The organism is Corynebacterium sp. HMSC035E02 (assembly GCF_001836065.1).
Classification (GTDB): Bacteria; Actinomycetota; Actinomycetes; order Mycobacteriales; family Mycobacteriaceae; genus Corynebacterium; species Corynebacterium hiratae.
Genome location: NZ_KV827326.1, coordinates 1 through 22,536 on the forward strand (window position 1 = coordinate 1; position 22,536 = coordinate 22,536).

At 59.1% G+C, this 22,536-nt stretch carries 24 protein-coding genes and 1 other RNA gene; 14 read left to right on the forward strand and 11 right to left on the reverse strand.

Features of this window, described 5'->3' with window-relative positions:
• Positions 1 to 238: 238 nt before the first annotated feature.
• On the reverse strand, positions 239 to 1,255 hold the full coding sequence (locus HMPREF2635_RS03305) for an iron-siderophore ABC transporter substrate-binding protein (protein ID WP_049156171.1): 1,017 nt from the start codon (positions 1,253 to 1,255) through the stop codon (positions 239 to 241).
• A 401-nt stretch (positions 1,256 to 1,656) separates the two neighbouring features.
• On the opposite strand from HMPREF2635_RS03305, the gene HMPREF2635_RS13235 reads away from it, so the two are divergent.
• Genes HMPREF2635_RS13235 through HMPREF2635_RS03320 form a run of 4 tightly spaced genes read left to right on the forward strand, consistent with a single transcriptional unit; the run spans position 1,657 to position 4,881 of the window.
• A complete protein-coding gene (locus HMPREF2635_RS13235; protein WP_141745903.1) occupies positions 1,657 to 1,893 on the forward strand; it encodes a hypothetical protein in 237 nt (78 codons plus the stop codon).
• Positions 1,890 to 2,915, forward strand: coding sequence for a FecCD family ABC transporter permease (locus HMPREF2635_RS03310; protein WP_049156169.1), 1,026 nt, complete (start codon positions 1,890 to 1,892; stop codon positions 2,913 to 2,915). Before HMPREF2635_RS13235 ends, HMPREF2635_RS03310 begins: the two co-directional genes overlap by 4 nt.
• Complete coding sequence (locus HMPREF2635_RS03315; protein WP_049156167.1) at positions 2,915 to 4,030, forward strand: FecCD family ABC transporter permease; 1,116 nt, start codon at positions 2,915 to 2,917, stop codon at positions 4,028 to 4,030. The genes HMPREF2635_RS03310 and HMPREF2635_RS03315 overlap by 1 nt, the downstream gene beginning before the upstream one ends.
• The gene (locus HMPREF2635_RS03320; protein ID WP_049156165.1) at positions 4,027 to 4,881 is read left to right on the forward strand and encodes an ABC transporter ATP-binding protein; all 855 of its coding nucleotides are present in this window, start codon (positions 4,027 to 4,029) and stop codon (positions 4,879 to 4,881) included. The genes HMPREF2635_RS03315 and HMPREF2635_RS03320 overlap by 4 nt, the downstream gene beginning before the upstream one ends.
• Positions 4,882 to 5,230: 349 nt before the next feature.
• Here the strand turns inward: HMPREF2635_RS03320 and ssrA are convergent.
• Positions 5,231 to 5,610, reverse strand: a transfer-messenger RNA (tmRNA) gene (ssrA, locus tag HMPREF2635_RS03325).
• A gap of 212 nt (positions 5,611 to 5,822) precedes the next feature.
• On the opposite strand from ssrA, the gene HMPREF2635_RS03330 reads away from it, so the two are divergent.
• Entirely contained in the window at positions 5,823 to 7,094 is a 1,272-nt protein-coding gene (locus tag HMPREF2635_RS03330) for an SLC5/6 family protein (RefSeq protein WP_049156162.1), read from the forward strand.
• Here the strand turns inward: HMPREF2635_RS03330 and HMPREF2635_RS03335 are convergent.
• Genes HMPREF2635_RS03335 through prfB form a run of 5 tightly spaced genes read right to left on the reverse strand, consistent with a single transcriptional unit; the run spans position 7,091 to position 10,748 of the window.
• On the reverse strand, positions 7,091 to 7,447 hold the full coding sequence (locus HMPREF2635_RS03335) for a DUF488 domain-containing protein (RefSeq protein WP_049156159.1): 357 nt from the start codon (positions 7,445 to 7,447) through the stop codon (positions 7,091 to 7,093). The two genes, HMPREF2635_RS03330 and HMPREF2635_RS03335, sit on opposite strands and share 4 nt — an antisense overlap.
• A 10-nt stretch (positions 7,448 to 7,457) precedes the next feature.
• On the reverse strand, positions 7,458 to 7,961 hold the full coding sequence (gene smpB, locus HMPREF2635_RS03340) for an SsrA-binding protein SmpB (protein ID WP_010189093.1): 504 nt from the start codon (positions 7,959 to 7,961) through the stop codon (positions 7,458 to 7,460).
• A 54-nt stretch (positions 7,962 to 8,015) separates the two neighbouring features.
• The gene (gene ftsX / locus HMPREF2635_RS03345) at positions 8,016 to 8,918 is read right to left on the reverse strand and encodes a permease-like cell division protein FtsX (protein WP_049156157.1); all 903 of its coding nucleotides are present in this window, start codon (positions 8,916 to 8,918) and stop codon (positions 8,016 to 8,018) included.
• Positions 8,919 to 9,608 carry a cell division ATP-binding protein FtsE gene (gene ftsE / locus HMPREF2635_RS03350; RefSeq protein ID WP_049156155.1) on the reverse strand — a complete coding sequence of 230 codons (690 nt, stop codon included), beginning with the start codon at positions 9,606 to 9,608 and terminating at the stop codon, positions 8,919 to 8,921.
• Positions 9,609 to 9,641: 33 nt separating this feature from the next.
• Positions 9,642 to 10,748 (reverse strand): peptide chain release factor 2, encoded by a 1,107-nt coding sequence (prfB, locus tag HMPREF2635_RS03355; protein ID WP_070821264.1) that lies wholly within the window; start codon positions 10,746 to 10,748, stop codon positions 9,642 to 9,644.
• 69 nt (positions 10,749 to 10,817) lie between these two features.
• On the opposite strand from prfB, the gene HMPREF2635_RS03360 reads away from it, so the two are divergent.
• Complete coding sequence (locus HMPREF2635_RS03360; RefSeq protein WP_049156149.1) at positions 10,818 to 11,645, forward strand: inositol monophosphatase family protein; 828 nt, start codon at positions 10,818 to 10,820, stop codon at positions 11,643 to 11,645.
• Positions 11,638 to 12,411, forward strand: coding sequence for a histidinol-phosphatase (hisN, locus tag HMPREF2635_RS03365; RefSeq protein ID WP_049156145.1), 774 nt, complete (start codon positions 11,638 to 11,640; stop codon positions 12,409 to 12,411). Before HMPREF2635_RS03360 ends, hisN begins: the two co-directional genes overlap by 8 nt.
• A gap of 264 nt (positions 12,412 to 12,675) precedes the next feature.
• Here hisN and HMPREF2635_RS03370 read toward each other — a convergent pair whose 3' ends face one another.
• A complete protein-coding gene (locus HMPREF2635_RS03370) occupies positions 12,676 to 13,878 on the reverse strand; it encodes a S1 family peptidase (protein WP_070680304.1) in 1,203 nt (400 codons plus the stop codon).
• Positions 13,879 to 14,064: 186 nt separating this feature from the next.
• Here HMPREF2635_RS03370 and HMPREF2635_RS03375 point away from each other — a divergent pair, with 186 nt between their 5' ends.
• From HMPREF2635_RS03375 to HMPREF2635_RS03390, 4 genes are all read left to right on the forward strand, one after another.
• On the forward strand, positions 14,065 to 14,493 hold the full coding sequence (locus HMPREF2635_RS03375; protein ID WP_070821265.1) for an NUDIX hydrolase: 429 nt from the start codon (positions 14,065 to 14,067) through the stop codon (positions 14,491 to 14,493).
• 25 nt (positions 14,494 to 14,518) lie between these two features.
• Positions 14,519 to 15,205, forward strand: a complete 687-nt coding sequence (locus HMPREF2635_RS03380; RefSeq protein ID WP_070821266.1) for a DUF4232 domain-containing protein — start codon at positions 14,519 to 14,521, stop codon at positions 15,203 to 15,205.
• Between the two features lie 185 nt (positions 15,206 to 15,390).
• Positions 15,391 to 15,957: a hypothetical protein gene (locus tag HMPREF2635_RS03385; protein ID WP_070547131.1), complete on the forward strand. Its 567-nt coding sequence runs from the start codon at positions 15,391 to 15,393 to the stop codon at positions 15,955 to 15,957.
• Positions 15,958 to 16,051: 94 nt separating this feature from the next.
• Positions 16,052 to 16,360, forward strand: coding sequence for a hypothetical protein (locus tag HMPREF2635_RS03390; protein ID WP_070547130.1), 309 nt, complete (start codon positions 16,052 to 16,054; stop codon positions 16,358 to 16,360).
• Between the two features lie 7 nt (positions 16,361 to 16,367).
• Here the strand turns inward: HMPREF2635_RS03390 and HMPREF2635_RS03395 are convergent, their stop codons facing one another.
• A complete protein-coding gene (locus HMPREF2635_RS03395; RefSeq protein WP_070547129.1) occupies positions 16,368 to 17,573 on the reverse strand; it encodes a DUF418 domain-containing protein in 1,206 nt (401 codons plus the stop codon).
• Positions 17,574 to 17,632: 59 nt separating this feature from the next.
• Between HMPREF2635_RS03395 and HMPREF2635_RS03400 the strand changes: the two genes are divergently transcribed.
• Positions 17,633 to 18,079: a DUF1990 domain-containing protein gene (locus HMPREF2635_RS03400; RefSeq protein ID WP_070512087.1), complete on the forward strand. Its 447-nt coding sequence runs from the start codon at positions 17,633 to 17,635 to the stop codon at positions 18,077 to 18,079.
• 17 nt (positions 18,080 to 18,096) lie between these two features.
• Here the strand turns inward: HMPREF2635_RS03400 and HMPREF2635_RS03405 are convergent, their stop codons facing one another.
• The gene (locus HMPREF2635_RS03405; RefSeq protein ID WP_070821267.1) at positions 18,097 to 19,059 is read right to left on the reverse strand and encodes a YwqG family protein; all 963 of its coding nucleotides are present in this window, start codon (positions 19,057 to 19,059) and stop codon (positions 18,097 to 18,099) included.
• Between the two features lie 103 nt (positions 19,060 to 19,162).
• On the opposite strand from HMPREF2635_RS03405, the gene HMPREF2635_RS03410 reads away from it, so the two are divergent.
• Together HMPREF2635_RS03410 and HMPREF2635_RS13815 are read left to right on the forward strand one after the other, a co-directional pair.
• A complete protein-coding gene (locus HMPREF2635_RS03410; RefSeq protein ID WP_246824843.1) occupies positions 19,163 to 19,702 on the forward strand; it encodes a vWA domain-containing protein in 540 nt (179 codons plus the stop codon).
• Positions 19,703 to 20,027: 325 nt separating this feature from the next.
• Positions 20,028 to 20,381 (forward strand): type IIL restriction-modification enzyme MmeI, encoded by a 354-nt coding sequence (locus tag HMPREF2635_RS13815; RefSeq protein WP_016423158.1) that lies wholly within the window; start codon positions 20,028 to 20,030, stop codon positions 20,379 to 20,381.
• Between the two features lie 70 nt (positions 20,382 to 20,451).
• On the opposite strand, the gene erm is transcribed toward HMPREF2635_RS13815, so the two are convergent.
• Entirely contained in the window at positions 20,452 to 21,306 is an 855-nt protein-coding gene (erm, locus tag HMPREF2635_RS03420) for a 23S ribosomal RNA methyltransferase Erm (RefSeq protein WP_016456425.1), read from the reverse strand.
• Positions 21,307 to 22,536 lie beyond the last annotated feature (1,230 nt).

Here is a 22,536-nt window from a genome sequence, read left to right on the forward strand (position 1 = left end):
CGCAAATCCACACGAAATGTCCCTTAAGCCGCGTCTCTCGAGACACCGACAACACGAGCAGCGGCTCGGCAACCCATTCCCTGCTCGAAAAGCTCCACTAACTGCTCACGCTGAACTTCACTCAGCGAACTACGTGCTCTCAAAGAAAATGCTCCCCACTAGTTGTTGGCAACTGATTTCTCAGTCCAACTAATGGGGAGCAGTTCAACGCGGGGGACGGTTCAGCGATTGAGTCCTTTTACTTCGTGGCGTCCGCCAACGGCTGCTCGATCTTATCCAGCAGGTAGTCCAGACTCAGCACTGTTTGCCATCCAAAGGCTTTTTCTAGGTCGCCTTCCAAGTAGACACTGTGCCCATCCTTCACAGCGGGTAGCTTGCTCACGATTGGATCCTCGGTAACAGAAGCCTTGTCCTGCGTCGGAGCGTAGGACAACTGATCCCACACCAGTACGTCAGAATCAACCTGATCAGCGTTCTCCTTGGAGACCTCGCCGTAGAATTTATCCTTGGTGATTGCCGCGTAGGCGGGGTTGATCTTGAACCCCAGCTCGGTAAAGAAGCGGCTGCGCGGATCTTCTTCAGCAAAGACGGCCAGGCTGTCGGCAGAGACGGTGGCCACACCGAGTTCCTTCTCGGCCCACTCTGGGTGACGGTCCTTTAGGTCTGCAAACTTCGCTTTAACCTGCTCCACCTGATGTTTTGCCTCTTTAGGCTTGCCTACGGCTTGTCCAATCTCTTCCGTAGTCACGTCCCATGGCTGCTGCAGTTCTTTATATTCACCCTTTTGCACAACGACAGGGGCGATATCGGACAGCTTCTTGTATGTATTTTCATCAATATCCGAGTACACGGCAACGATGAGATCTGGCTTGTCCTTAGCGATAGCTTCCGCATTGACCTCTGTGTCTTTGTCGATTCGAGGAGTATCGCCCTCGATCTTGTCGTTAGACCAGTTGCCCGCAGCCTGCCCGTCTGGGGTCATGCTATCCCAATACTTCACGGAAACCGGCGTGATTCCGAGCGCCAGCAGCGCGTCCTGATCCGTATACCCTAGGGAGACCACGCGCTGCGGGGCTTCCTTGATTTCGGTGGAACCATAGCGATGCTCGATGGTGGTGGGGAATGCACCTTGCTCGGCGTTGACCGCCTGGGAGTCTGCAGAGTTTTCGGATTGGTCATCAGTCGAACACGCCGTCACCGCGGTGCCCAGAGCCAACACAGTAGCAGTACCGACAAGAATTTTCTTGAATGTCATTTTTCTCCGTTATTACTGGTGACGGATCTCAGCGCAAGGCCTAGCCCGTTCACGAATGGGGAAAGGTCAGAATATTTGGTTGGTTATACCCAAATGGGGGGGGGCAACCAAGTTCCCCAATCGTTGGAGACAATGACATATTCTCGCACGTTAAAAGGATAACTTAGGCTTGCCTAAATAATCAATGTTACGCTGGTCACCAAAAGATTTCCAGGCACCGCCTATGCGATGCACATGCAGCACACTCAACTTTGAGACAGGCACTACAAAAGGTGCCGCATAGAGTTTCACCTAAATAGTGGGCGCCTAGGGCCAGTTGCGATGACTTGCAGCCCTTCACTTTTACAGTCTTTTAATTAAATGAAGGCTTACCTTACATGAAAACGGTAATATGCTTGTCCATGATTGACAATCACACCCAGCAACTGCCTGAGCCACGCCTCGGGCGCAGCTCCTCTCCCCGCCCAGCGGGAGTAGCTAGGTACCTGTCTCCACCCCGCGGCTCAGGGATTCTCATCGCTACCTGTGAGCCGAAGCTCTCCAAGGCAACCCGCCGCAGCGCCGGTGCTCGCTGGGCACTATTGGCTGGGAGTGGGGGCATCGGCAAGCGGCAGCAGCGATTGGAGGCCACGCCATGAGTGTGCGCACTACCCGCCTCCTGGGCCTAGGAGCTCTGCTCTTGCTGGTCCTCGTTGGCACTATCTGCAGTTTGCTGTATGGCGCCCGCTCCATTCCTGCGGAGGACGTGTGGGCCGCGCTGCGGGAACTGCCGGCCGCACGCGGTGCCCAGGACGAAGTTTCCACCAACCAACGCGTGGTAGCTGAGCTGCGGCTGCCGCGCACCATCCTGGCCATAATCGTGGGGGCGGCACTGGGAGTCGCCGGTGCTCTAATCCAAGGCCACACCCGCAATCCCCTGGCGGATCCGGGAATCCTGGGTGTCAGTTCCGGCGCGGCGCTAAGCGTTGTAGTCAGCTTCGCGCTATTTGGCATCACCGCCCCGTGGGCCACCGCGGTGATAGCCTTCCTCGGCGCTATCGCTGCCACGGCACTGGTCTTCGGCCTCGCCTCCGCAGGCAAGGCAGCCGTCGATCCCTTGACCTTAGTGCTGGGCGGCGCCGCATTGTCGGCGGTCTTAAGCGCCATCACCAGCGCCTTCGTACTCACCAATGAGAATAACCTGGACCGGATGCGCTTTTGGACCGTCGGCTCCCTCGCCGGCCGGGATATGAACATCGCGCTAGGAATCCTGCCGTTCATAGTGGTGGGACTGATCCTGGCGTTCGCTACCGGCCCGCAGTTGAATATTTTGAACTTAGGCGACGACGTGGCCGCAGGGCTCGGCATCAATACCGCGGCCGCAAGGCTGGCCGGCATGGGCATCATCGCCTTGCTGGCTGGCGCGGCCACGGCTGCAGCGGGCCCGCTAGGCTTCATTGGCCTGGTAGTGCCCCATATCGTCCGGGCTCTTACCGGCCCAGATTATAAGTGGATTTTGCCGTACTCTGCGCTAGCCGGCGCGGCGCTGTTGCTATGTGCTGACGTAGTGGGCCGCCTCATCGCGCGCCCCGGCGAGCTCCAAGTGGGCATCGTATTGGCCTTCGTTGGCGCGCCGTTCTTCATCGCCTTGATCTACCGAAAGAAGGTGATGACGCTGTGATGCGACGAAACAAGGCTGCGCAGGCCGTACAAGATAAACAAAGCGCTTCGTGGCAGATGCCGGGCGGGGTACCATTCCGGGCTGGGCCCATCTCGTTCCTCTGGCGCCCACGGGTGGTGCTGGTATGCATCATCGCCGCGGCGCTCACCGTCTTTTTAGGCGCGCTTTCCATCGGGCTGGGTGACTACCCTATTTCCGTTCCCCGAGTACTAGAGGTGATTTTCCAAGGGCAAGGATCCCGCGTGGAAAAACTCGTGGTCTTGGAGTGGCGCATGCCCCGAGTGGCCACGGCCATCGCGGTCGGCTGCGCGCTGGGGCTTTCCGGTGCGCTCACCCAAACGGTCACCCGCAACGCGCTGGCCAGCCCCGATATCCTCGGCATCACTACGGGTGCCTCGGCCATGGCCGTAACGGTCATCGTCCTTGGCGCCGGCGGCAGTGGATTCGCCGGCTGGCTTGCCGGAATCGGAATTCCCCTAGCCGCATTGCTGGGTGCGATTCTTAGCGCCATGGTGATCTGGGCATTGGCTTGGCGACGCCAAGCTGATTCCTACCGCCTCGTGCTCGTAGGCATTATCATCACCGCGCTGCTGAGTTCCTACATCAATTTCCTCATGGTCCGCGCGGAACTGCGGGATGCAAGCCAAGCACAGTTCTGGCTCACAGGATCCCTGGCCAAGTCGGAGTGGAGCACCACCATTCCCATGGTTGTCCTTGTGCTTGTCTGCGCCCCGTTGCTGGCCTGGATCGCCTACCAAGCACTGGCCACCACTCTGGGGCCCGACCTCGCCCGAGCGCTGGGCCAGCGCGTCAACGCCGTGCAGGTGGCGATGTTGGCATTGGCCGTAGCTCTAGCTGCAGTAGCAGTTTCTGCTGCCGGCCCCATCGGTTTCATCGCCTTTGTAGCACCCCAAGTAGCACTACGGCTGTGCGGGGTACCCAGCCCACCGCTTGCGGCCTCGGCTCTTACCGGCGCAGTGCTACTGCTCGGTGCGGACATCGTGACCCAGGCTGTCCTGCCGGTGGAGCTTCCGGTGGGTATTGTCACCTCCGCACTGGGCGGCGTCTTCCTCATCTACCTACTCGTTCAACGCACTAGGAGCACAGACGCATGACCTCCCCCATCCCCCAGCCAAGCGCAGACCACCCGAATACCGCCGGTGGCGTGGATGCTTCCTCGGTCACCGTGGGCTACGGCCAGCGCACCATCATCCGGGATCTCAGCGCCACTTTCCCAGCCGGCAAAATCACCACCATCGTGGGGCCCAACGGATGCGGTAAATCAACCTTGCTGCGCGCCATGTCTGGCCTGCTCAACCTTGATACCGGAACCGTGAGCGTGGATGGCCAGAATATCTCGGACATGAAGCGCAAGGACGTCGCCCGCATACTGGGCATGCTGCCCCAATCCCCCGTGGCCCCAGAAGGGCTATTGGTCTCCGATCTGGTGGCCCGCGGGCGGCACCCACATCAGGCATGGTTCCGCCAGTGGTCCTCCACGGACGAAGACGCGGTCTTCGAGGCCCTAAAGCAAACCGGTTCTGCGGATCTTGCCAGCCGTACGTTGGATGAACTTTCCGGCGGCCAGCGCCAGCGGGCGTGGATCTCCATGGTGCTAGCGCAAAACACCGACATCCTCTTCCTAGACGAGCCGACCACTTACCTTGACCTGGCTACCTCCGTGGACATCCTCGAACTTGTCGATAGCCTGCGTCAGAAACTAGGAAGAACCGTAGTAATGGTGCTGCACGATCTAAACCTGGCGGTGCGCTACTCCGATTACCTTGTGGTTATGAAGGAAGGCCAGGTAATAGCTTCCGGCGCACCCGCCGATATCATCACCGCAGAGCTGCTGCAGCAGGCTTTTGATCTGCGGGCACGGGTGATCGAGGATCCGGAGACTGGAGATCCGCTCATCGTTCCACTCAGAATGAAGCGCCCTGGGTTTAGTTCCTCCCTCAGCTAAGGATTCCTCCGCTAGCCAACCTTCCGCATCAATATTTGAGGGGAAGGAATGCCCAGGGCGGTGAAACGCACCATCCGGCCCGGTGTATTCCGCATAGACGCGCTTGCACTTAACCGACACCTTGCCGAATGCCCGGCGCGTGCGCTCAGCCTTCCTCCGTGCCATTGCCACACCTTCCACAACGAGGGACTAGGGACTAGGGAAACGTTCCCTATTCATTCCCTAATCTTTCCCTAATCAGAGTCATTTAGTGGCAACTCGTGGCCACCTGTGGCAACACAGTATCATGCCAATGACCTGCACAGATACAGCAAATCCCCCGGTGAACGCTCACCAGGGGAAATGCTATCTGTGGAGCCGCCGGGAATTGAACCCGGGTCCTTCGTCACCTCGCCAGGGCTTCTCCGTGCGCAGTCTGCACAGGATCTCTACTCGGCCCTCCGGCTCGGGCAAACTCGCTCCGGATGATGGGCCCAGTTGCTCTCAAAGTCCCCAACCGGCCGAACAACAAACCGGTCAGGCAAGTTCCTTAGTCGATGCCAGGATCTAGGTCAGGAACCAAACCTAGGCTGACAGACACGCGTCGCTGTAATTAGGCAGCGAGGGCGTAGTCACGCTGAGAGTTCTTCTCTGCGTTTATTGGTTGCTACGACGCTTAACGGTGGTCTCTAGCCTGCACCGGCACGCTTCCCCTGGCTCAATGTACGAAGTCGAAACCAAGTCGACCCCTCAGTGACACATTGCTGTGAAAGCTACGCAGAACGCGTCTTTATTGCGCCCTACGGTCTGTTCAACGCTACTGCAGCCGCCCCTATTCCCGCAAGCTCCGCCGCAGGCCACGTGAGGCATAGCTTTCATAAGCACCCCCTTGTGATTAACATCTACTTAAGCGCTGTTAAGGTGTGTGAGTCCTATCCCCCTACGTTGTTAAAGGCTGCAAAGTGAGCACACATACCGAAACCACTAGCTCCCCAGAAGACACTAAACGTCCAGTCAGCAACACCGAATGGGCCATCTCGCTCTTCGGCACCGCCGTGGGCGCTGGCATCCTTTTCCTGCCCATCAACGCGGGCAGCTTCGGCTTCTGGCCCCTCCTCGCGGCCACGATTCTGATTGGGCCGATGACATACTTCTCCCACCGCGGTCTGGCCCGCATGATTTGTGCGTCACCACGCCAGGGCGAGGACATCACCGCAGTGGTCACGGACTATTTCGGCAAGAGCGCAGGTTTTATCATTTCGGTGATTTATTTCTGCGCCATCTTCCCCATCGTCCTCATTTATGGCGTTTCGATCACCAATACGGTCAACAGCTTCATCGTCAACCAATTAAATGGACCCACGATTTCACGCCCGCTGTTGGCTTTCCTCCTCGTGGGCATCATGACCATCGTCTTCGCCTTTGGCCAACGCATCGTGCTCGCCGTGACGCAGTTCTTGGTCTACCCGCTGATCTTCTGCCTGGGCGCGTTATCCATCTACCTCATCCCGCGCTGGGACGTCGCTTCCTTCATGGAGGTGGGCAACAATGATTGGCGCGTCGTCGGCGCTGTCGCCCTCATCATCCCCGTGCTGGTCTTCTCCTTTAACCACTCCCCCGCGATTTCCCAGTTCTCCTTGGCCATGGTCGCCGCACACGGCCGTGAGAAGAGCTCGGAGAACGCCTCGCGCGCGCTGGCGCTGACCGCCATTCTGCTCACCGTGTTCACCATGTTCTTCGTGTGGTCCTGCACCCTCACGCTTGGTGCGGACGGCCTCGCCGAGGCCCGCGAGCAAAACCTGCCGGTTCTGTCCTACCTGGCCAACGTCACCGGTGTTCCGGTCCTGGCATTCCTCTCCCCGATCATCGCGATGGTTGCCATCATCTCCTCCTACTTCGGCCACGTCTTGGGAGCTACCGAGGGCGGCAACTTCCTGCTGCGCAGCGCCGCTCCGCGCGCCACCAAGAAGCTCTCGGAGAAACAACTCAATTCCATCATGCACGGCATCATCTTTGTCTGTGCGTGGATCGTGGCCATCATCGATCCGTCGATCCTGGGCCTCATTGAGGCCATCGGCGGCCCCTTCATCGCCTCGATTCTCTACCTGCTACCGATGTATGCCATCCACCGCATCGACGCTCTCAAGCAATTCCGCGGCCGTGCCAGCAACGTCTTCGTCGTCATCACGGGCCTCATCGCCGTGGGAGCAACCATCTGGGGACTATTCGTCTAGCTTTCCTCTAACCATGCCTTCAACACAGTGGCGTGGTTGACCTCGCGGTCCTTGGCGGCGAAGAGAAGGGTGACGTCACCATCCTCTGCTAGTTGGCGCAAGCGCGCCAACTCCTCGCCGTCGTTCTCGTCGAGCTCCGCGCGGTAGCGCCGTGCAAATTCCTCAAAGGTGTCAGCATCGTGCCCCCACCACTTACGCAACCCTGGACTGGGCGCGACATTTTTGAACCAGTGGTCATAGGACAGACGCTCCTTGGCCACGCCACGGGGCCAGAGCTTATCGACGAGCACCGCTGCCCCACGCGGCTGCTCATCTTCCCGAATAACGTCATGCACCTTAGCCGTGTAAATCATGGCTTCCAGGTTAGGCGTTAATCCCCTTGACGCGGCGGCCCAGCTCGCGGGTAATGTCGCGATCCTGGTCGCGGCGCTTAATCGCCTCGCGCTTGTCATAGTCCTGCTTACCCTTGGCCAAGCCGAGCTCGCACTTGGCGCGGCCGTCCTTCAAGTACACCTTGAGCGGGATCAGCGTCTTATTGCCGTCGCGCACCTGGCCCATAAGCTTATCAATCTCCCTGCGGTGCAACAGTAGCTTGCGTGTGCGCTTCGGTGAGTGATTCGTCCACGAACCCTGGGAATACTCCGGGATGTGGAGGTTGCGGATGTAGACCTCGCCGTCGTCAATGGTGGCGAAGGCATCTGCCAAGGAGATTTTGCCTTCGCGCATCGACTTAATTTCGGTGCCCACGAGCACCATGCCGCATTCCAGGGTGTCGAGGATGGTGTAGTCGTGGCGGGCACGTCGGTTGGTGGCCAAGGTCGAGTTATTGTCGACGGCCGCCTTTTTCTTCTTTGCCTTCTTCGCCATAGTTCGCACTATATTACGCTACTGCCAGGCACAACCCACAACAGGCCTGTTGGGCTATGTCCGCACATAGGCGCGCATGGTCACCTGTGCGGTCAGTGCAGCGCACAAGATTGCCACGAGCCCCACGATAGGCAGAGCCGTCCACACGTCGCCTGCGGTCACCGGGGCCAAAAGCTGATTGTGGTACAAGTCCTTCAGTGCCGGATCGATCACCGTGTTCTTTCCCACGATGACACCGACCCCGGCGAGGATGACACCGCCGAGGGAACCAAGGACCGCCTCCATGATGAAGGGCGCGTGGGTAATCCACCGCGAGGCACCGACCATGCGCATGATCGCGGTCTCTCGCTGGCGCTGATAGGCGGCGATCTGCACCATGTTCGCAATCAGCATGATGGCGGCCAGCGCCATGACCGCTGCCAGGACGAAGGTGGCATTCCGGATGGCGTCGAGGTTGCCGGCGGCGCTGCGCACCTCCTCCTGCTGATCGATGATGTCGCTGACGGCGGGGTCGGACGCGATGGCGTCGATAGGCGCGGTATCCGTCGGATCCTTCAGCCGCACATGGAAGGCCGCCGGCAGCGCATCCGGGGATGTCTCCTCAACCATGACTGGATCGGTTTCCTTGAACAACTCCACGAAGCGCTCATAAGAATCCGCACGGTTGCGGTAGTTGACAGACTCAATATCCTCATCTGCTTCCAGCTTCTTCCTTAGCCCCGCGCAGGCAGAGTCCTTGCACTCCGGATCGTTCGCGGAAATATCTTCGTTGAGCTGGACCATGACCTCGACGCGCTCGAGGTAGATGTCTTTGGTCTCGTTGGTCATCTGGGTCACCAGAACACCGGCCACCACCAGGGCCACCGAAATGGCCGTGGTAATCACCATGGCGATGGTCATGGTGATATTGCGCCCAAGCCCCTTGAAAGCCTCTCTAAAAACAAAGCCCAGATTCACCTAAACCGCCTCCCCATACATCGCATTCTTCTCATCGCGCACGAGCGTGCCGTTGTGTAGCTCAATGACGCGCTGGCGGGCCTCGTTGACCGCGCGCGCGTTGTGCGTCGACATCACGATCGTCGTCCCGCGACGGTTGATCTTGGTAAGCAGCGACATGATCTCCGCAGCAGTGGAGGGATCAAGGTTGCCCGTCGGTTCGTCGGCAAGCAGCAGCTTGGGACGGTTGACAAAGGCCCTCGCGATCGCCACGCGCTGCTGCTCGCCGCCCGAGAGCTCATGCGGCATGCGGTGCTGCTTGGCGCCCAGGCCGACCATGTCGAGGACCTCGGGGACTTGCTTGGCAATCCGCGCCTTGCGTTTGCCGATGACCTCGAGGGCAAAGGCGACATTGTCGTAGACATTGAGCTTGGGCAGAAGCCGGAAGTCTTGAAAGACATAGCCGATGGATTGGCGCAAGCGGTTGACCTCGCGGCCTTTCAGCGTGTTGACGTGGAAGTCCCCGAAATAAATATCCCCCGAGCTGACATTGGTCTCGCGCACCATGAGCTGGAGGAAGGTCGACTTACCGGAGCCGGAGGGACCAATGAGGAAGACGAATTCTCCGTCTTCTATCTCAAAGGACACCTTGTCCAGTGCGGGCCTAGTGGAGGTCGAATAGACCTTGGACACATTCTCGAAAGTGATCACTTAAGCCACATTAGCAACATTTGTTACTCGGGCCTAGGGCTCCTGCTGCGCCATGCGCCACCGGATCCCGGATTCCAGGAAGCCATCGATATCCCCATCCAATACCTTGGAAGGGTCTCCTACCTCATAGTTAGTGCGCAGATCCTTGACCATCTGGTACGGATGCAGCACATAGGAACGCATCTGGTTGCCCCAGGAGGCATTGCCACCCGCGCCCAGTGCATCGAGCTCCGCGCGCTCCTCCTGGCGCTTGCGCTCCAGCAGCTTCGCCTGCAGCACGCGCATGGCAGAGGCCTTGTTCTGGATCTGGGACTTCTCATTCTGACAGGTCACCACGATGCCGGTCGGGATGTGTGTCAGGCGCACCGCCGAATCCGTCGTGTTCACCGACTGACCACCGGGGCCCGAAGAGCGGTAGACGTCCACGCGCACCTCTGAATCCGGCACCTCGATGGAGTCGGTCTGCTCCACCACCGGCAGCACCTCGACCTCAGCGAAGGAGGTCTGGCGGCGGGCTTGGTTATCAAAAGGCGAGATGCGCACGAGGCGGTGCGCGCCCTGCTCCACGGAGAGCTGGCCATACATGTATTCGCCATGCACCACGAAGGTCGCGGACTTAATACCAGCCTCCTCGGCATAGGAAATGTCGTAGACATCGACTTTGTGGCCGTGCTTTTCCGCCCAGCGCGTGTACATGCGCATGAGCATCTCCGCCCAGTCCGCGGCATCCACACCACCGGCACCGGAGCGGATGTTAATCACCGCTTCGCGCTGGTCGTACTCGCCAGAGAGCATGGTGGTCACCTCGAGCGATTCGATGGCGGCGCCAAGCTCCTTCAACTCTGTGTCGACGAGTTCCTGGGAGGCCTCATCGCCCTCTTCTTCCGCCAGCTCCGCCATCACCGGCAGATCCTCAATCCGCCCGCGCAGGGACTGTAACTTGCGCAGCTTTGCCTGCTGCGCCGACAGCTCCGAGGTCACCTTCTGAGCATGGTCGGGGTCATCCCACAGCGACGGGTCCCCCGCCTGGGCCTCGAGCTCGCGCACGCGCTCGGACACCGCCTCCGGGTCCATCACCTTTTCAATGGAGGTCAAGGTGGCGCTGAGTTCCTCAAGTCGTGCTGTTTGTTCCGGACGCATAGCCCCCTACTCTACTTATTCTTTCTCTCTGATTAGCCATCGGCCGCGTTTAGCGCGACAATAGGCGGCATGAGTGACCAGCCAAGCCTCACCGAGATGATCGATGCCATCATCAAGACCTTCATCGTCGCCCACGCGGACGATACCGACGCCCACCTTGCCCAGGCGCTTGTTTATAACGCCGGCCGCCTGGCCTGGCGCCTGCGCGAGCAGGGAGTAGGCATAGAGCAAAAGACCTCCGTCTCGGATGTCGTCACCGACGCCGACTTCGCCGCCGAGCGCTTCGTGGCCGGTGTGCTCGAAGCCCTGCGCGGCGAGGACGGCATCGTGGGCGAAGAGGGTGCGAACCGCGAATCGAAGTCCGGCCGGACCTGGGTCATCGACCCTGTCGACGGCACCTACAACTTCGCCTCTGGTTCCGATTATTGGTGCTCCGCACTCGCGCTTGTCGACGATGAAGGGGTCATCCTCGGCGCCGTCCACCGCCCCGCTATGGGTTATACCTGGTTCGGCGGCCGTGACTTCCCCACCAGCTTGGACGGCAAGGACGTCACCAAGCTCACCGACAGCCCCGCCGACAAGCTGTGCTTGTCAACGTACCTGCACCCTACGTCCATGACGGATCCCGCAATCGCTTCCGCCTGGGAAAAAGTAGCCCCGCACTTCGCCACCGTGCGCATGTTGGGTGCGGGCTCCGTGGATCTCTCCTGCGTGGCGGATGGCACGTGGGGCGCGTGGATGCAGCACTCGGTCAAGGATTGGGATTGGTTCCCCGGCCAGGCGCTGGTGCTGGCCGCGGGCGGCGCGGCGCGCAAGGTTGAGGCCGGCGGTGTGGAATGGTGTATCGCGGGTAATAAACAGGTAGTTGATCAGATGGAGGAATGGCTCCGTGGGTAAATACAAAGAAGACCTCGGCTTGGCATTGGAGATGGCAGGCCATGCGGATGCCATTACGATGCACCGTTTTGAGGCGGCCGACCTGTCCGTCAAGGAAAAGCCGGACATGACCCCGGTCTCTGACGCGGACCTGGCATGCGAAAAGGCCATCCGTGAGGCGCTCAAGCGCTCCCGCCCGCGCGATGAGGTGCTGGGTGAAGAGTTTGGTGGCGAGGCCTGCTTCGAGGGCCGCCAGTGGGTTATCGACCCTATCGACGGCACGAAGAATTTCGTGCGCGGCGTTCCCGTCTGGGCCACCCTCATCGCGCTACTGGAAGACGGCGAGCCGGTCGTCTCCGTCGTCTCCGCCCCTGCCCTGCGGCGCCGCTGGTACGCAGCCAAGGGCGGCGGCGCCTACCGCGTCTTCGGCGGCGAACCGAAACGCCTGCGCGTTTCCGAGGTCTCCAAACTGGAAGATGCCTCCCTGGCCATGAGCTCCTTGTCTGGCTGGCGCCCGCACCGCGATGCTTTCATCTCATTCACGGACAAGGTCTGGCGCCTGCGCGGCTACGGCGACTTCTGGAACTACTGCCTCGTGGCCGAAGGCGCCGTCGATATCGCCGCCGAGCCCGAGGTCTCCCTCTGGGACCTAGCGGCCCCGGCGCTCCTCGTGACCGAGGCGGGCGGCCGCTTCACCAACGTCCGCGGCGAAGACGGCCCCCACGGCGGCTCGGCTTTGGCCTCCAACGGCAAGCTTCACGACGCCGCCCTCAGCGCCCTCTCCTAGCGCCGTGCGGCGCCGCACGCCGGTGCCGCAGCCTAGCGCCGACCTGCGAACCGCACTCCGCAGGTCATTTCGATCAAATAAGGCCCCAGATCTTTAACGATCTGGGGCCTTAAATGTTAGAAACGTACATTTCCAGCCGTGCGCCCGCGGCTCCGTGACCGTTTTCGCAAACAAGCCCCTTCAGAACCCAAGTTTTCCGCCTTATTTACGAAAACGTACCGCGAATACAAGAAGGGGCCCGCAGGGCCCCTTCTTCAGTAGTAACTAGTTCTCCGGAATCGTGAATCCGGAACCCACGCCCTCGCGGCGGTTCAGGTCCGCGATGATGGCATCGGTGTTGGACACGACCGTCGGGTTGTGCAGTGCACCCTGCCACGGGGTGCGGCAGGACGGCAGCCCCGGAATCAGACCGCGGGATACCGATCCGACAATGCGGCCATTGTGGAAGACCGGCGCACCGGAATCTCCAACCATGGCGCACACCTGGTTGATGGTGATTTTCTGGCTGTGCTGGAAGGTCATGCCACAGGTGCGGCCGGTAGCCACGCCGCGCTTGCAGGTGATGTCACCCGGCTGGGTGGCCCCACCGATCCCGTACGCGGTCACACCGTTGTAGCTGCGGGTCACCTCTGCCTGGGAGCCGAACTCGATGAGCGAGTAGTCCAGCTGCGCGTTCTTGGACACCACGGTACCGGTCGGACCTACCTGCCAGGAATCCGCCGAAGACACCGGATCACCCACGTTGCCGCAGTGACCGGCAGTAATCCCGACCTTGCGGCCTTCAGCATCCGTGCCGGCAGCCGTCAGCGTGCACATGGTGTCCTCACGGATGTACAGCGGGGTACCCGGGCCGTACAGCGACTTGCCTTCAGTCATCGCAACATTAGATTCCTCGGGAATCTGGGGCGCATCGTAGAAGGAGCCGGGTACCCGGTGCAGAACATAGTCCGCGTGCGGTTTACCGGCCGCAATCTTGGAGAACAGGTCGTTCTTCCACACGTAGTTCGGATCAGTACCCTGGGGCACGAACTCCGGCTGCGTGGCCTCCTCCAGCAACCCGATGGGAGTCGGGTTCGTCAGCGGTTCACCCGTGATGGCATCAGCGCCGGCATAGTCCTGCTGCTCGGACGGGGCCGGCAGCTGCGTCTGCAGGTTCGCCTGCTCCGCGACGCGCTGCGCCGCAGGAGAATTCACGGCTCCTTCGACCGCCTTGTTCACATCCTTCGATGCCGCTGCGGCAGCCCCGTTGACGGCGGTGTCGACGGCGTCGGTCAGCGCTGCGTCCACTGGCTTGGTCTCGATGCCTACGGACTTCAGGTCCGCGCGCACTTGGTCAACAAAACCAGCCGAATCGATCTCCGGGATGGTGGGGAGCTCCTGGGCACCCGCCGCTGGGTTACCCAGGAAGAACGCACCTGCGAAAGCCGAGCCCACGAGGACTTTCTTAAGGTGCGGAATTTTTCGCATTGAGCAATTCCTCTTTCACTTCTTCTCGTATTGGTCTATAAGACCTACCCATGATGGCACGCGCATCGAAGCGGCCGTTTCTAACGTGTGAGACTGTGTCCAACCCGTTACATTACTGACAGTTTTCGGGTGCCCCCTCTCTTCTTTCACCGCCTCCCCGCCCCGGCGCGGCCCTACTATGGAGGCATGTCTGAGACCTCCAATTCTCCTTCACCCGCTGCAGACATTGAGGAAATTGTCGCCGTTGTCCTACGTGATACCCACGGCCGCGTGCTAGTCCTCCGCATCACCTCCACCCCGGAGTTTGTCCTGCCGTATGGCTCCATCGATGACACGATCAATCCCGCCCACGCAGCCCAGCTCATCGCTCACGAGGCCATACGTGCCGTGGTCGATATGTCCAAACTGCGCCGGCTTGCTACCTACATCTCCCCGGCCGCCAACGACGCCCCACAAACTATCCACGCACACGTCTATGTCTACGAAGAAGAAATCTCCGTGGCACACCCGGATAAGGAGATCGCTGAGCTGGCGTGGGTCGATCCCGCTGCCCCGGATGTCGATGTCGCCCCGTTACTCAAGGAGAGGGTATTCCCCGCCTTGCAGGAACTCTAGCCTCCCAAGTTTTAGACTCCACCCCATGACTACGCAGCGACTACTCCCCGTCCTCGCCGCCGGTTCTCTTGCCCTTGCACTGGCCGGCTGCGCCACCGATGACAGCACCGACGCCACGCTTTCCGACGTCTCCCCTACAACCACCCAGGCCGCCGACGCCGAATCCGGGGCTCCAGCACCCGTGGCTCCGCAATCGCCCGAGGCCGATGCTCCGGCCCCAGAGGACTCCCAACCTGCGGCAGGCGACGACGCTGAATCCACTCAGAACACCGACCCGGCCGCAGCTGGCAACGAATCCTGCGCAACGGCCCAGCTTGATATCGGCTTAGCCGATGAGCAAGGCGCTGCCGGTTCGCATTTGGCGGATATCACCTTCACCAATACGTCTTCCGAACCCTGCACTTTGCACGGCTTCCCCGGTGTTTCCGCCGTCACCAACGATGACGGCACCCAGCTTGGCGCCGCCGCTGTGCGCGAAACCGGCAAGGAAGCAACAACCGTCACGCTTCAGCCCGGCCAGTCGGCCCGCGCGGGCCTCAAGATGACCAACGTTGGGGTCCTCGACCCGGCTTCCTGCCAACCCCAGGCTGCCGACGGCTTGCGCGTGTACCCACCCGGCGAAACCGCCAGCGCTTTCATCCGCGTCGAAGGCCTCGAAGGCTGCGCCAGCGATGCGAATTACCTCTCAATCCAGCCGGTCTCCGCCGCCTAAAGCCCACCCCCGGGGGGGATTAGAAAATAGACCTTTCAACGTAACTGGCCGCAAATCATGCAACTCACGCCCCTCACGTAACAAACTTTTAAAGTTGATCTCCCAAGCTATTGCACAGCAATCACACAGGAGGCATTATAAATCTGCCACATACTGGCGATTCTCTTCTCTCTCAAGGAGCTCTCATGATTCATCTTTACAGGCTTGAGCAAACCCTGCCGCAGATTATTGGTGCCATTATCACCATCATCGCCATCATCGCCGGTGCCGTTAACGGTGCTGGCAGCTCGCACTCTGGCCCCGGCAGCACGACCCAACCGGCTCCGCGCCCATCAGTGACAAGTGAGAACCTTGTTCAGCCAAACTCGAGCCAGTACCTGCTGAACATGGACTACGTCAACAGCATTACGGTCAATGGCCAAACCATTTCCGACACCATGGTCCGTACCCGCACCACATCGGACAGTGAAGCGTACGTCGGACGAGGCGATCTGAATGGCAAGTACAACACCCTGACCTTTAGCCTTGCTTGGGATGAGAACATCAAGCGCAGGGAGGGCAACGACTCCGCCATCGTGAAGGTCTACCTCGGCAAGAACCGCGCAGAATACGCGAAGTCTTACGTTGTTAGGCCCGGTCAGGTAGTAAACTCTGGCCCCATCAACATCAGCGGGCTGGACAAGGTAATTGTTGAGGTGGAGCCTATTCACGGTCCCGGCCTTGCCATCTTTAACGCACGCCTCCACCGCTAATCACTAGTTTCCCGATGACCCAGAACGGTTTGGTTCTGGGTCTTCTCTTTTGTCTCAGCAGCTAAATCATCGACGACAGCCTACAATCGCGGCCATGGAATCCAAGAAGCTGACATCGCTGGTCTTTGGGAACGTAGTGCTGGAATCGCATATGACGAAGACGATTATCGTCGTCTATTCCGACGACATGCGGTCATGGTACTTCCGGCCGAGCCCATATACGGAGCTCAAGGTGCCGCTCGATGAGCTGCGGGGGAAGCTGAGCAGAGAACGCGCGGAGCTCATCTCAGAGCGCATTTTTGATAACGTCAAGCTGGAGCTCGAGGAAAGCTACCCCGGAGGCGTCGTCCGCGCCCAAAAAGATCTCTGCGGCTGGCTCTTGCATGAGGAATCAGCCGCTTAAACCATCGTCAGGCCGGTGTACCTGCTGATTTAGGCTCTATGCGGCCCGTTGGACCGTATGCCAGCCGGCGATGCGCCCACTCGAATGGGCCGGGTTTGCCCCAAGCCTCAAGCAAAGCGGCAAGAAGCAGCGTCAGGACAAAGACCAACAGACCGATTCCGAGCTTGCCACTCACCGAAGCATCCGCTCCCAGACCGAAGCCAGCCGGGGTAACCAGGACAATGAATAATATCGACTGCGCAATGTAGCCCGACATTGAACGCTTGCCCAGCGCTACAAAAGCATAGGCCCACCCGGGAACACGGTTGTTGAGGTTCTCTGTGAGCAGTGCCAGTACAGCCAGAATGCCCGGCCCAGTAAGAAAACCGAAAGCTTGGTTCAGCATGAAGAAGACCGGTTCCAGTTCTATTGGCAGGACACCAGCGGCAGCAAGGCCCCACGGAAGCCCCACAAAGACGATGACCACGCCTGCGATGACAACCCAGGTGACTAGGGTGCGGCGGTGCGCAGAAACGCTGGCCAGCACACCCTCCCGCGCCCAGATGTACCCGATGAGGAAAACACCGGTCAGCCCAACAAACATCAAGGGGATCTGTCCCAAAGCAGCGATCTCACCGCGCACGTTGCGGCCGAAGAAATCACCGAAGGTGACAAGCTCCCTGGTCATCGGCCGCGAACTGGGCAGAGGACTGAAGTAACCACAATAGGCTCCCAATGCACCCGAACCGGCGAAAACCGCATAGCCGCCAAAGAACCAGTAGGCAATGCGCCGCAGCATGCGCGTCGAAAGCGTAAAGCACCAAGCCAAAGCGATGCCCATGAGGCCATAGACCAGCATGATGTCACCGTCGAAAAGCACGAAGCCATGCGCCAGGCCAAAGACCGCCAGCAGCCCGTAGCGGCGTACCAGAATGCGTCTGGATTCCGTATCGGTGTAGCCCTTGCGGTGCAGGCTGGCAGCAATGAGACCAATGCCGAATCCCAACAGCATGCAGAACATGGGCAGGCCACGTACCCGAACAACCATGGCCGTAAATACCGCGGAGAAAATGTTTAAAGTGCTGCCGGGGCGCACACCACCCACGGTGGAGCTGGGACCTATCGACCAATCATTGACTACCCAGCTCTGCACAGCATTCGCCATGGCGATGCCCAGTAGGGCCGTTCCACGCGCGAGATCCGGCACGATGAGCCGTTGTCGTTTCTCCTGCATACACCCTATTTTACTCTTCTCAAGCATCATCTAAGGGCCGTTTGACTAGGCTAAGTCCCATGCCTGAGCCACTGTCCTACTCCTCCACCGAGGGCTTCCCGCAGCTCCACATGTCCCGTGTCATCGATGCCGATTTCGATACCGCCGCAGACAAACTGTTCCGCTGGCGCCTGCAGCGCAGCGGTCTTTTTCGGGTTCGCCCCAGCCACGCCACGGTGGAAGAAGGCGCGGAGGTCGGCCTCGGGTTGGGGCCGTGGGAGTTTCGCTGCCGGGTAGTAAAGGTGTTCAAGGAGCCTGGACGTTGTGGATTTACGTACGGCACCCTCCCCGGCCATATCGAGCGCGGCGAGGAAACCTTTACGCTGGAGCTCCTGCGGGATGGGCGCACGCTGCTGCTTGTCGACGCCTCCTCCCAGCCCGCCCGCCTCACCTTCCTGCGCCCGCTGCTCGATATTCCCCGGCGCGCACTGATCTGGTGGTTTTACCTGCGGGCGCTGGATGAGTGATAGGGATAGCAGCCGCTTTAACCGCAGTCCCAGTCGAAGAGAACCTTGTCGAAGTTACGCGCAGCGAGATCCTCCGGGTGGATGTAGAAGTTTCCGATTCCTCCATCACCCCATTCGAAGGTGCCACCATTATCCACCGTCGCGAGTGTGATGTGCTCATCGCCGATAGGCAGCTTGCTGGGGTTCCAGTAGGTGGCGTAGCCGCCGAGGCGAACCTCGCACTGCCCGTCCTCGAGGTTTACGCGCTCCTCTGATTCCTCAGCGGTGGGATCAACGCTGAACCCCTCGGCTTCAACGCGGGCCACAATCTCATCGAACATTTCCTTCTGGCCGTCCTTGGTATCGCCGGGGAGCTTGGTCGCCTCGATTGTGGTTTCCCCGTCGATAACGCGCCGCGTGATAATGTCCCAGCCGTATGTGTGAACATCCACCAGGTCCTCGCCGCGCCGCAGGAGGGCACGGAGATCATTGTTCCAGAAGGCGGTGCGGCCGAACTCGTGCGCGTTTTCGATAACGCTCAGCTCGCTCAGCTTCCCGTCGATAGTCGTAGCCTCCAGCGGTTCCTCCGCTGGGTGCTCTCCTGAATCCTCTACTTCCTCCGGCACCTCGCCTACGTGTGGGGCGGAAAGATCTTCGAGGTATCGAGCGAAGGGCGTGGAAGTGCGTTCACCTGTCGCCACATACTTGTTACAAAGTTCCATTCCCCATCCGTACTCACCGGGTACGAAAAGCTGAAGGAGGCCGGAGGTAGGGAAACCGGGAAGCGGTTCAAACTCAGCGAAGTTGAACTGGGCAATGAAGAACACGGGCTCGTCGTCGTACTCGGGGTACGGCGCGTGCTCTGGCAGGTACGGGGTTCCGCACAGCTTGGAGGTGGTAGGCGAATCTGGGCGGGAGCTTTCCTCAAAGTCGATGATCGGGCGCGTGGGGACACTGTCGAAGGAATACTTCAGGGCATAAAAGTCATCTTCTGCTGTCATGGGGGCGATTTTAAAAAAGAATCATGCAGGTAGCTCGGGGGTTATTCCCCACCGCCTTTTCGAATGCAAGCGGCACGCAGGCGTTCAATGTAGCTTGGCTCACATGGATAACACGTCACGCTTCTCTCTAACGCCCCTGTTAACGGCGTTGATCGCTGTTCTTGGAACAACCGCTCTTGCCGTTGCATCAGGTCTCCTCCCAGTAGCCGCTGCTGAAGAAGAGACGAATGCCTCCAGTTCCTCTTCGAGCAACATGGCTCCCACCATGGTGGTTTTCGATTCCTCCGGCTCGATGATCACCAACGATGCCGGCGGGCAGACCCGCATCGATGCCGCCAAGGAGGCTGCCCGCACCTTCATCACCGAAGCCGGGGATGACGCCCCTCTGGGGCTTGTCACCTATGGTGGCAACACCGGTGAGGCGCCCGAAGATGAGGCGGCCGGTTGCCAGGACATCACCGTAGTAACACCACCCGAGGCCGGTAACTCTGAGAAAATGATCGCCCATATGGATGGCTTGCAGCCACGTGGTTTCACCCCCATCGGCGAGTCCCTCCGCAAGGCCGCGGCCGAACTGCCAAAGGAAGGCCAGCGCAGCATCATCTTGGTCTCCGATGGCGTTGCCACGGAGTGTCGTCGATAAATAACTATTCGATGCGCAAAGTACAACGAAATACCGCTAGAAACAGACAACATATGGGGGTGCACAGAAACACATATAGGTTCTGCGGAAAACCTATAGGGTGCGTCGCTAAAAACCGCTGTGCGCGAAAAACATAAAGGGTTTACGGACCCGGTCCCAGACCCCTCAATACTCTGAGCCGGAAGAATGGAAAGTGGAAGGTTGATGTATCCCCACTATTTATTTTTTCCGTTTTTCGGAGTACATCGGGAGCTACAACTGCGGACCAGCTCTGTGTGAACTAGATGAGAAGGCGCAGCAGCGAATCATCGACGCTGGACAGTTGGTGCTGCGGGCACGCGAGCGGCACCCCCAGCGGTCACTCGCGGAGCACTACAACCCGTTATCGATGGACCCAATTCTGCTCAAGGCCCACAACAACTTGGACCGGGAAGTCGATAAGGCTTTCGATGTGGCACGCAAACTCACCAACGAGCGCCAGCGCCAGGAGCTACTGTTCGCCAGCTACGGGGAGTTGGCGAGGGGCTATGTCTCCTCGCTTTCATCAAAATCGAAACCACCAGCAGGGTCGTTCCCCGTGCGGGTGATTTTGATCGGTCCCGCTGCTGGGTGTAGAACCCTGTCGCTGGCAACGCCGGGAACTATGACTGTGCCCGACGAGAACACGTCACTGCCATAACGCGGCTCACGGTAGACGAACATGGGTCGTTCACTACTACTGGTGGATTTCGGTTTTGGTGGTGGGGGGATTACCGCCGCCGGCCTCGATTTTTCCGTTGAGGAGGGCGTTGACTACTTCCCGATTGTGAAATGGGCCGATGGCGCGGTGAAGAGGAACCAGTCACCTGGAAGAGATCGATCCAGTCGCTGGTGTGCAATCTGGGAGGTAGGGTTGCGGGGTCGATTCCTCGCGAGCGCAACCATGATTGTGTCTCTGAACGTGATGAAAACAACCCTGCCCTTCGGAGAATTTCCCCTATCCCGCGTCCCCGGGCGGTGAAAACGGTGTGCACCATCGCCTGAAAGGCTTTGCGTTGCTCTATCGGGATCTTCGGGTCACCCACCCGGCGGATCACTAAGATCCCCCCGTCAACGTTTGGCTGTGGCCGGAAAGCAGACCTTGGTACTCGGGAACCAAGGTGAAACGTGAACCATGGGGACCACTGAGCTGTCATCATCGTGCTTGCACCTACCCCGGCCCGGCGGCGAGCGACTTCCCACTGCATGAGGAGTACAGCGGCAGTCCATGCCGGCGCATGCAACAACTTTCGAAGAATGGCAGTGGTGAGGTGAAAGGGAATGTTTCCCACAATGACGCAGGGAGTGGCGGGTAACGGGAAGTTGAGGAAATCATCATGGACCACTTCGACCGACGCCGAGGCGGTCTTTTTTGTGAGTTTGGCAGCTAGTTTTGCGTCTACCTCAACTGCCGTTATTGCCCTCCCCAAGTGGGATATCGGGTGAGTGAGGGCACCGCTTCCTGGCCCGATCTCAATGATGGGGCCGGAGGTTTGTTTTACAAGATCGACGATGGAGTTGATGATCTTGTGGTCTGTGAGAAAATTTTGGCCATGTTCGTGACGGCCGTATCCGTATGTAGACATCAGGTGTGCTCCGTGGAGTTGAAACGGAGCCGGGCATGGCAAATGGCCGCCCGGCTAAAGGACCGGAGCGGTTTCTAACCTGCGGGAGGGAGAAAACCGCCTTAGCGGCTGGTGAGCGGCCGCATGAAAACGGAACCTGAAATCAACATGGGCCTATCGTATCCAATTAATTTCGCAGGGTCCAATACGGTGAGAAAGAAGACAACCGCACCGCAACAGTGCAAGACCTCTCTGGATTGGAATTTAATTGAACATGGGTTTGGGGTACGACGCGCCCTACTCGGAGTGGCACGGACACTACGGCTGCGCGCCCACACACAACAGTAAAGAGCTCGGCAATGCACAGACACGTAACGAGAGCGCCACAAATGTATGTACGTTTAAGTTACAGCATCGACACTGACGCTCCACATGGAGGGACGGCCGCAGCCCTGCAGCAAGCACACGGCAGGGTGTCTGCTTCGGGCGACGTGAAATTACGCAGAAAAATACGAAACACATCACCGCAGGTCACGGTAGGTATTTGCGGGTCATTTCGTAATCTCGTAAACGAAAAGAACAAAACTACGAAACACAAAAACATACGTTGAGCAGCGTAAATGGTTTTCGTTTCGTAATTTTTCCACTTTTTGAAGAAAATCTAAATAAGAAGAGACACCTTGATTGCGATTGTGTCCCGTGTCACATAGCTGCAACCCCTGCAGCGTGCCCTCAACGAGGACGCTCTGTGTCGTAGACATGTGCCTGCAATGCGTGTCTGTGTCTCTCTCTTAAAAGGTTTGGGTCGAAATACCGCAAAATTACGAAACACCGCCGAAATGTGACGTGTCTATGCAGGTCACAGCGTTATCGCGTGTTTCGTAGTTTTGTTCTTTTCGTTTGCGGAAATCACGAAACCGCAGGTAGAGCGTTTCGTAATTTTTTCGTATTTTGATCGGCAAATTACGAAACGAGGTCAAAACTACGAAACGAACACACAACACCTGTGTTGCGTGTCACACAACGGCGCGCCACGGACGTGTTGCAGCGTGGCAGTATCCCGGCCGTGTCACATAGCTACAACCCCTGCAGCGTGCCCTCAACGAGGACGCTCTGTGTCGTAGACATGTGCCTGCAATGCGTGTCTGTGTCTCTCTCTTAAAAGGTTTGGGTCGAAATACCGCAAAATTACGAAACACCGCCGAAATGTGACGTGTCTATGCAGGTCACAGCGTTATCGCGTGTTTCGTA

Coding starts and splice junctions, on each gene's coding strand:
- erm (WP_016456425.1), bottom strand. CDS start 21,306: ATGTCTACATACGGATACGGCCGTCACGAACATGGCCAAAATTTTCTC.
- HMPREF2635_RS03405 (WP_070821267.1), bottom strand. CDS start 19,059: ATGACAGCAGAAGATGACTTTTATGCCCTGAAGTATTCCTTCGACAGT.
- HMPREF2635_RS03400 (WP_070512087.1), top strand. CDS start 17,633: ATGCCTGAGCCACTGTCCTACTCCTCCACCGAGGGCTTCCCGCAGCTC.
- smpB (WP_010189093.1), bottom strand. CDS start 7,961: ATGGCGAAGAAGGCAAAGAAGAAAAAGGCGGCCGTCGACAATAACTCG.
- HMPREF2635_RS03305 (WP_049156171.1), bottom strand. CDS start 1,255: ATGACATTCAAGAAAATTCTTGTCGGTACTGCTACTGTGTTGGCTCTG.
- HMPREF2635_RS03380 (WP_070821266.1), top strand. CDS start 14,519: ATGACTACGCAGCGACTACTCCCCGTCCTCGCCGCCGGTTCTCTTGCC.
- HMPREF2635_RS03390 (WP_070547130.1), top strand. CDS start 16,052: ATGGAATCCAAGAAGCTGACATCGCTGGTCTTTGGGAACGTAGTGCTG.
- HMPREF2635_RS03410 (WP_246824843.1), top strand. CDS start 19,163: ATGGATAACACGTCACGCTTCTCTCTAACGCCCCTGTTAACGGCGTTG.
- HMPREF2635_RS03335 (WP_049156159.1), bottom strand. CDS start 7,447: ATGATTTACACGGCTAAGGTGCATGACGTTATTCGGGAAGATGAGCAG.
- HMPREF2635_RS13235 (WP_141745903.1), top strand. CDS start 1,657: ATGATTGACAATCACACCCAGCAACTGCCTGAGCCACGCCTCGGGCGC.
- HMPREF2635_RS03370 (WP_070680304.1), bottom strand. CDS start 13,878: ATGCGAAAAATTCCGCACCTTAAGAAAGTCCTCGTGGGCTCGGCTTTC.
- prfB (WP_070821264.1), bottom strand. CDS start 10,748: ATGCGTCCGGAACAAACAGCACGACTTGAGGAACTCAGCGCCACCTTG.
- HMPREF2635_RS03315 (WP_049156167.1), top strand. CDS start 2,915: ATGCGACGAAACAAGGCTGCGCAGGCCGTACAAGATAAACAAAGCGCT.
- HMPREF2635_RS03360 (WP_049156149.1), top strand. CDS start 10,818: ATGAGTGACCAGCCAAGCCTCACCGAGATGATCGATGCCATCATCAAG.
- HMPREF2635_RS03395 (WP_070547129.1), bottom strand. CDS start 17,573: ATGCAGGAGAAACGACAACGGCTCATCGTGCCGGATCTCGCGCGTGGA.
- HMPREF2635_RS03375 (WP_070821265.1), top strand. CDS start 14,065: ATGTCTGAGACCTCCAATTCTCCTTCACCCGCTGCAGACATTGAGGAA.
- HMPREF2635_RS03320 (WP_049156165.1), top strand. CDS start 4,027: ATGACCTCCCCCATCCCCCAGCCAAGCGCAGACCACCCGAATACCGCC.
- HMPREF2635_RS03310 (WP_049156169.1), top strand. CDS start 1,890: ATGAGTGTGCGCACTACCCGCCTCCTGGGCCTAGGAGCTCTGCTCTTG.
- HMPREF2635_RS03385 (WP_070547131.1), top strand. CDS start 15,391: ATGATTCATCTTTACAGGCTTGAGCAAACCCTGCCGCAGATTATTGGT.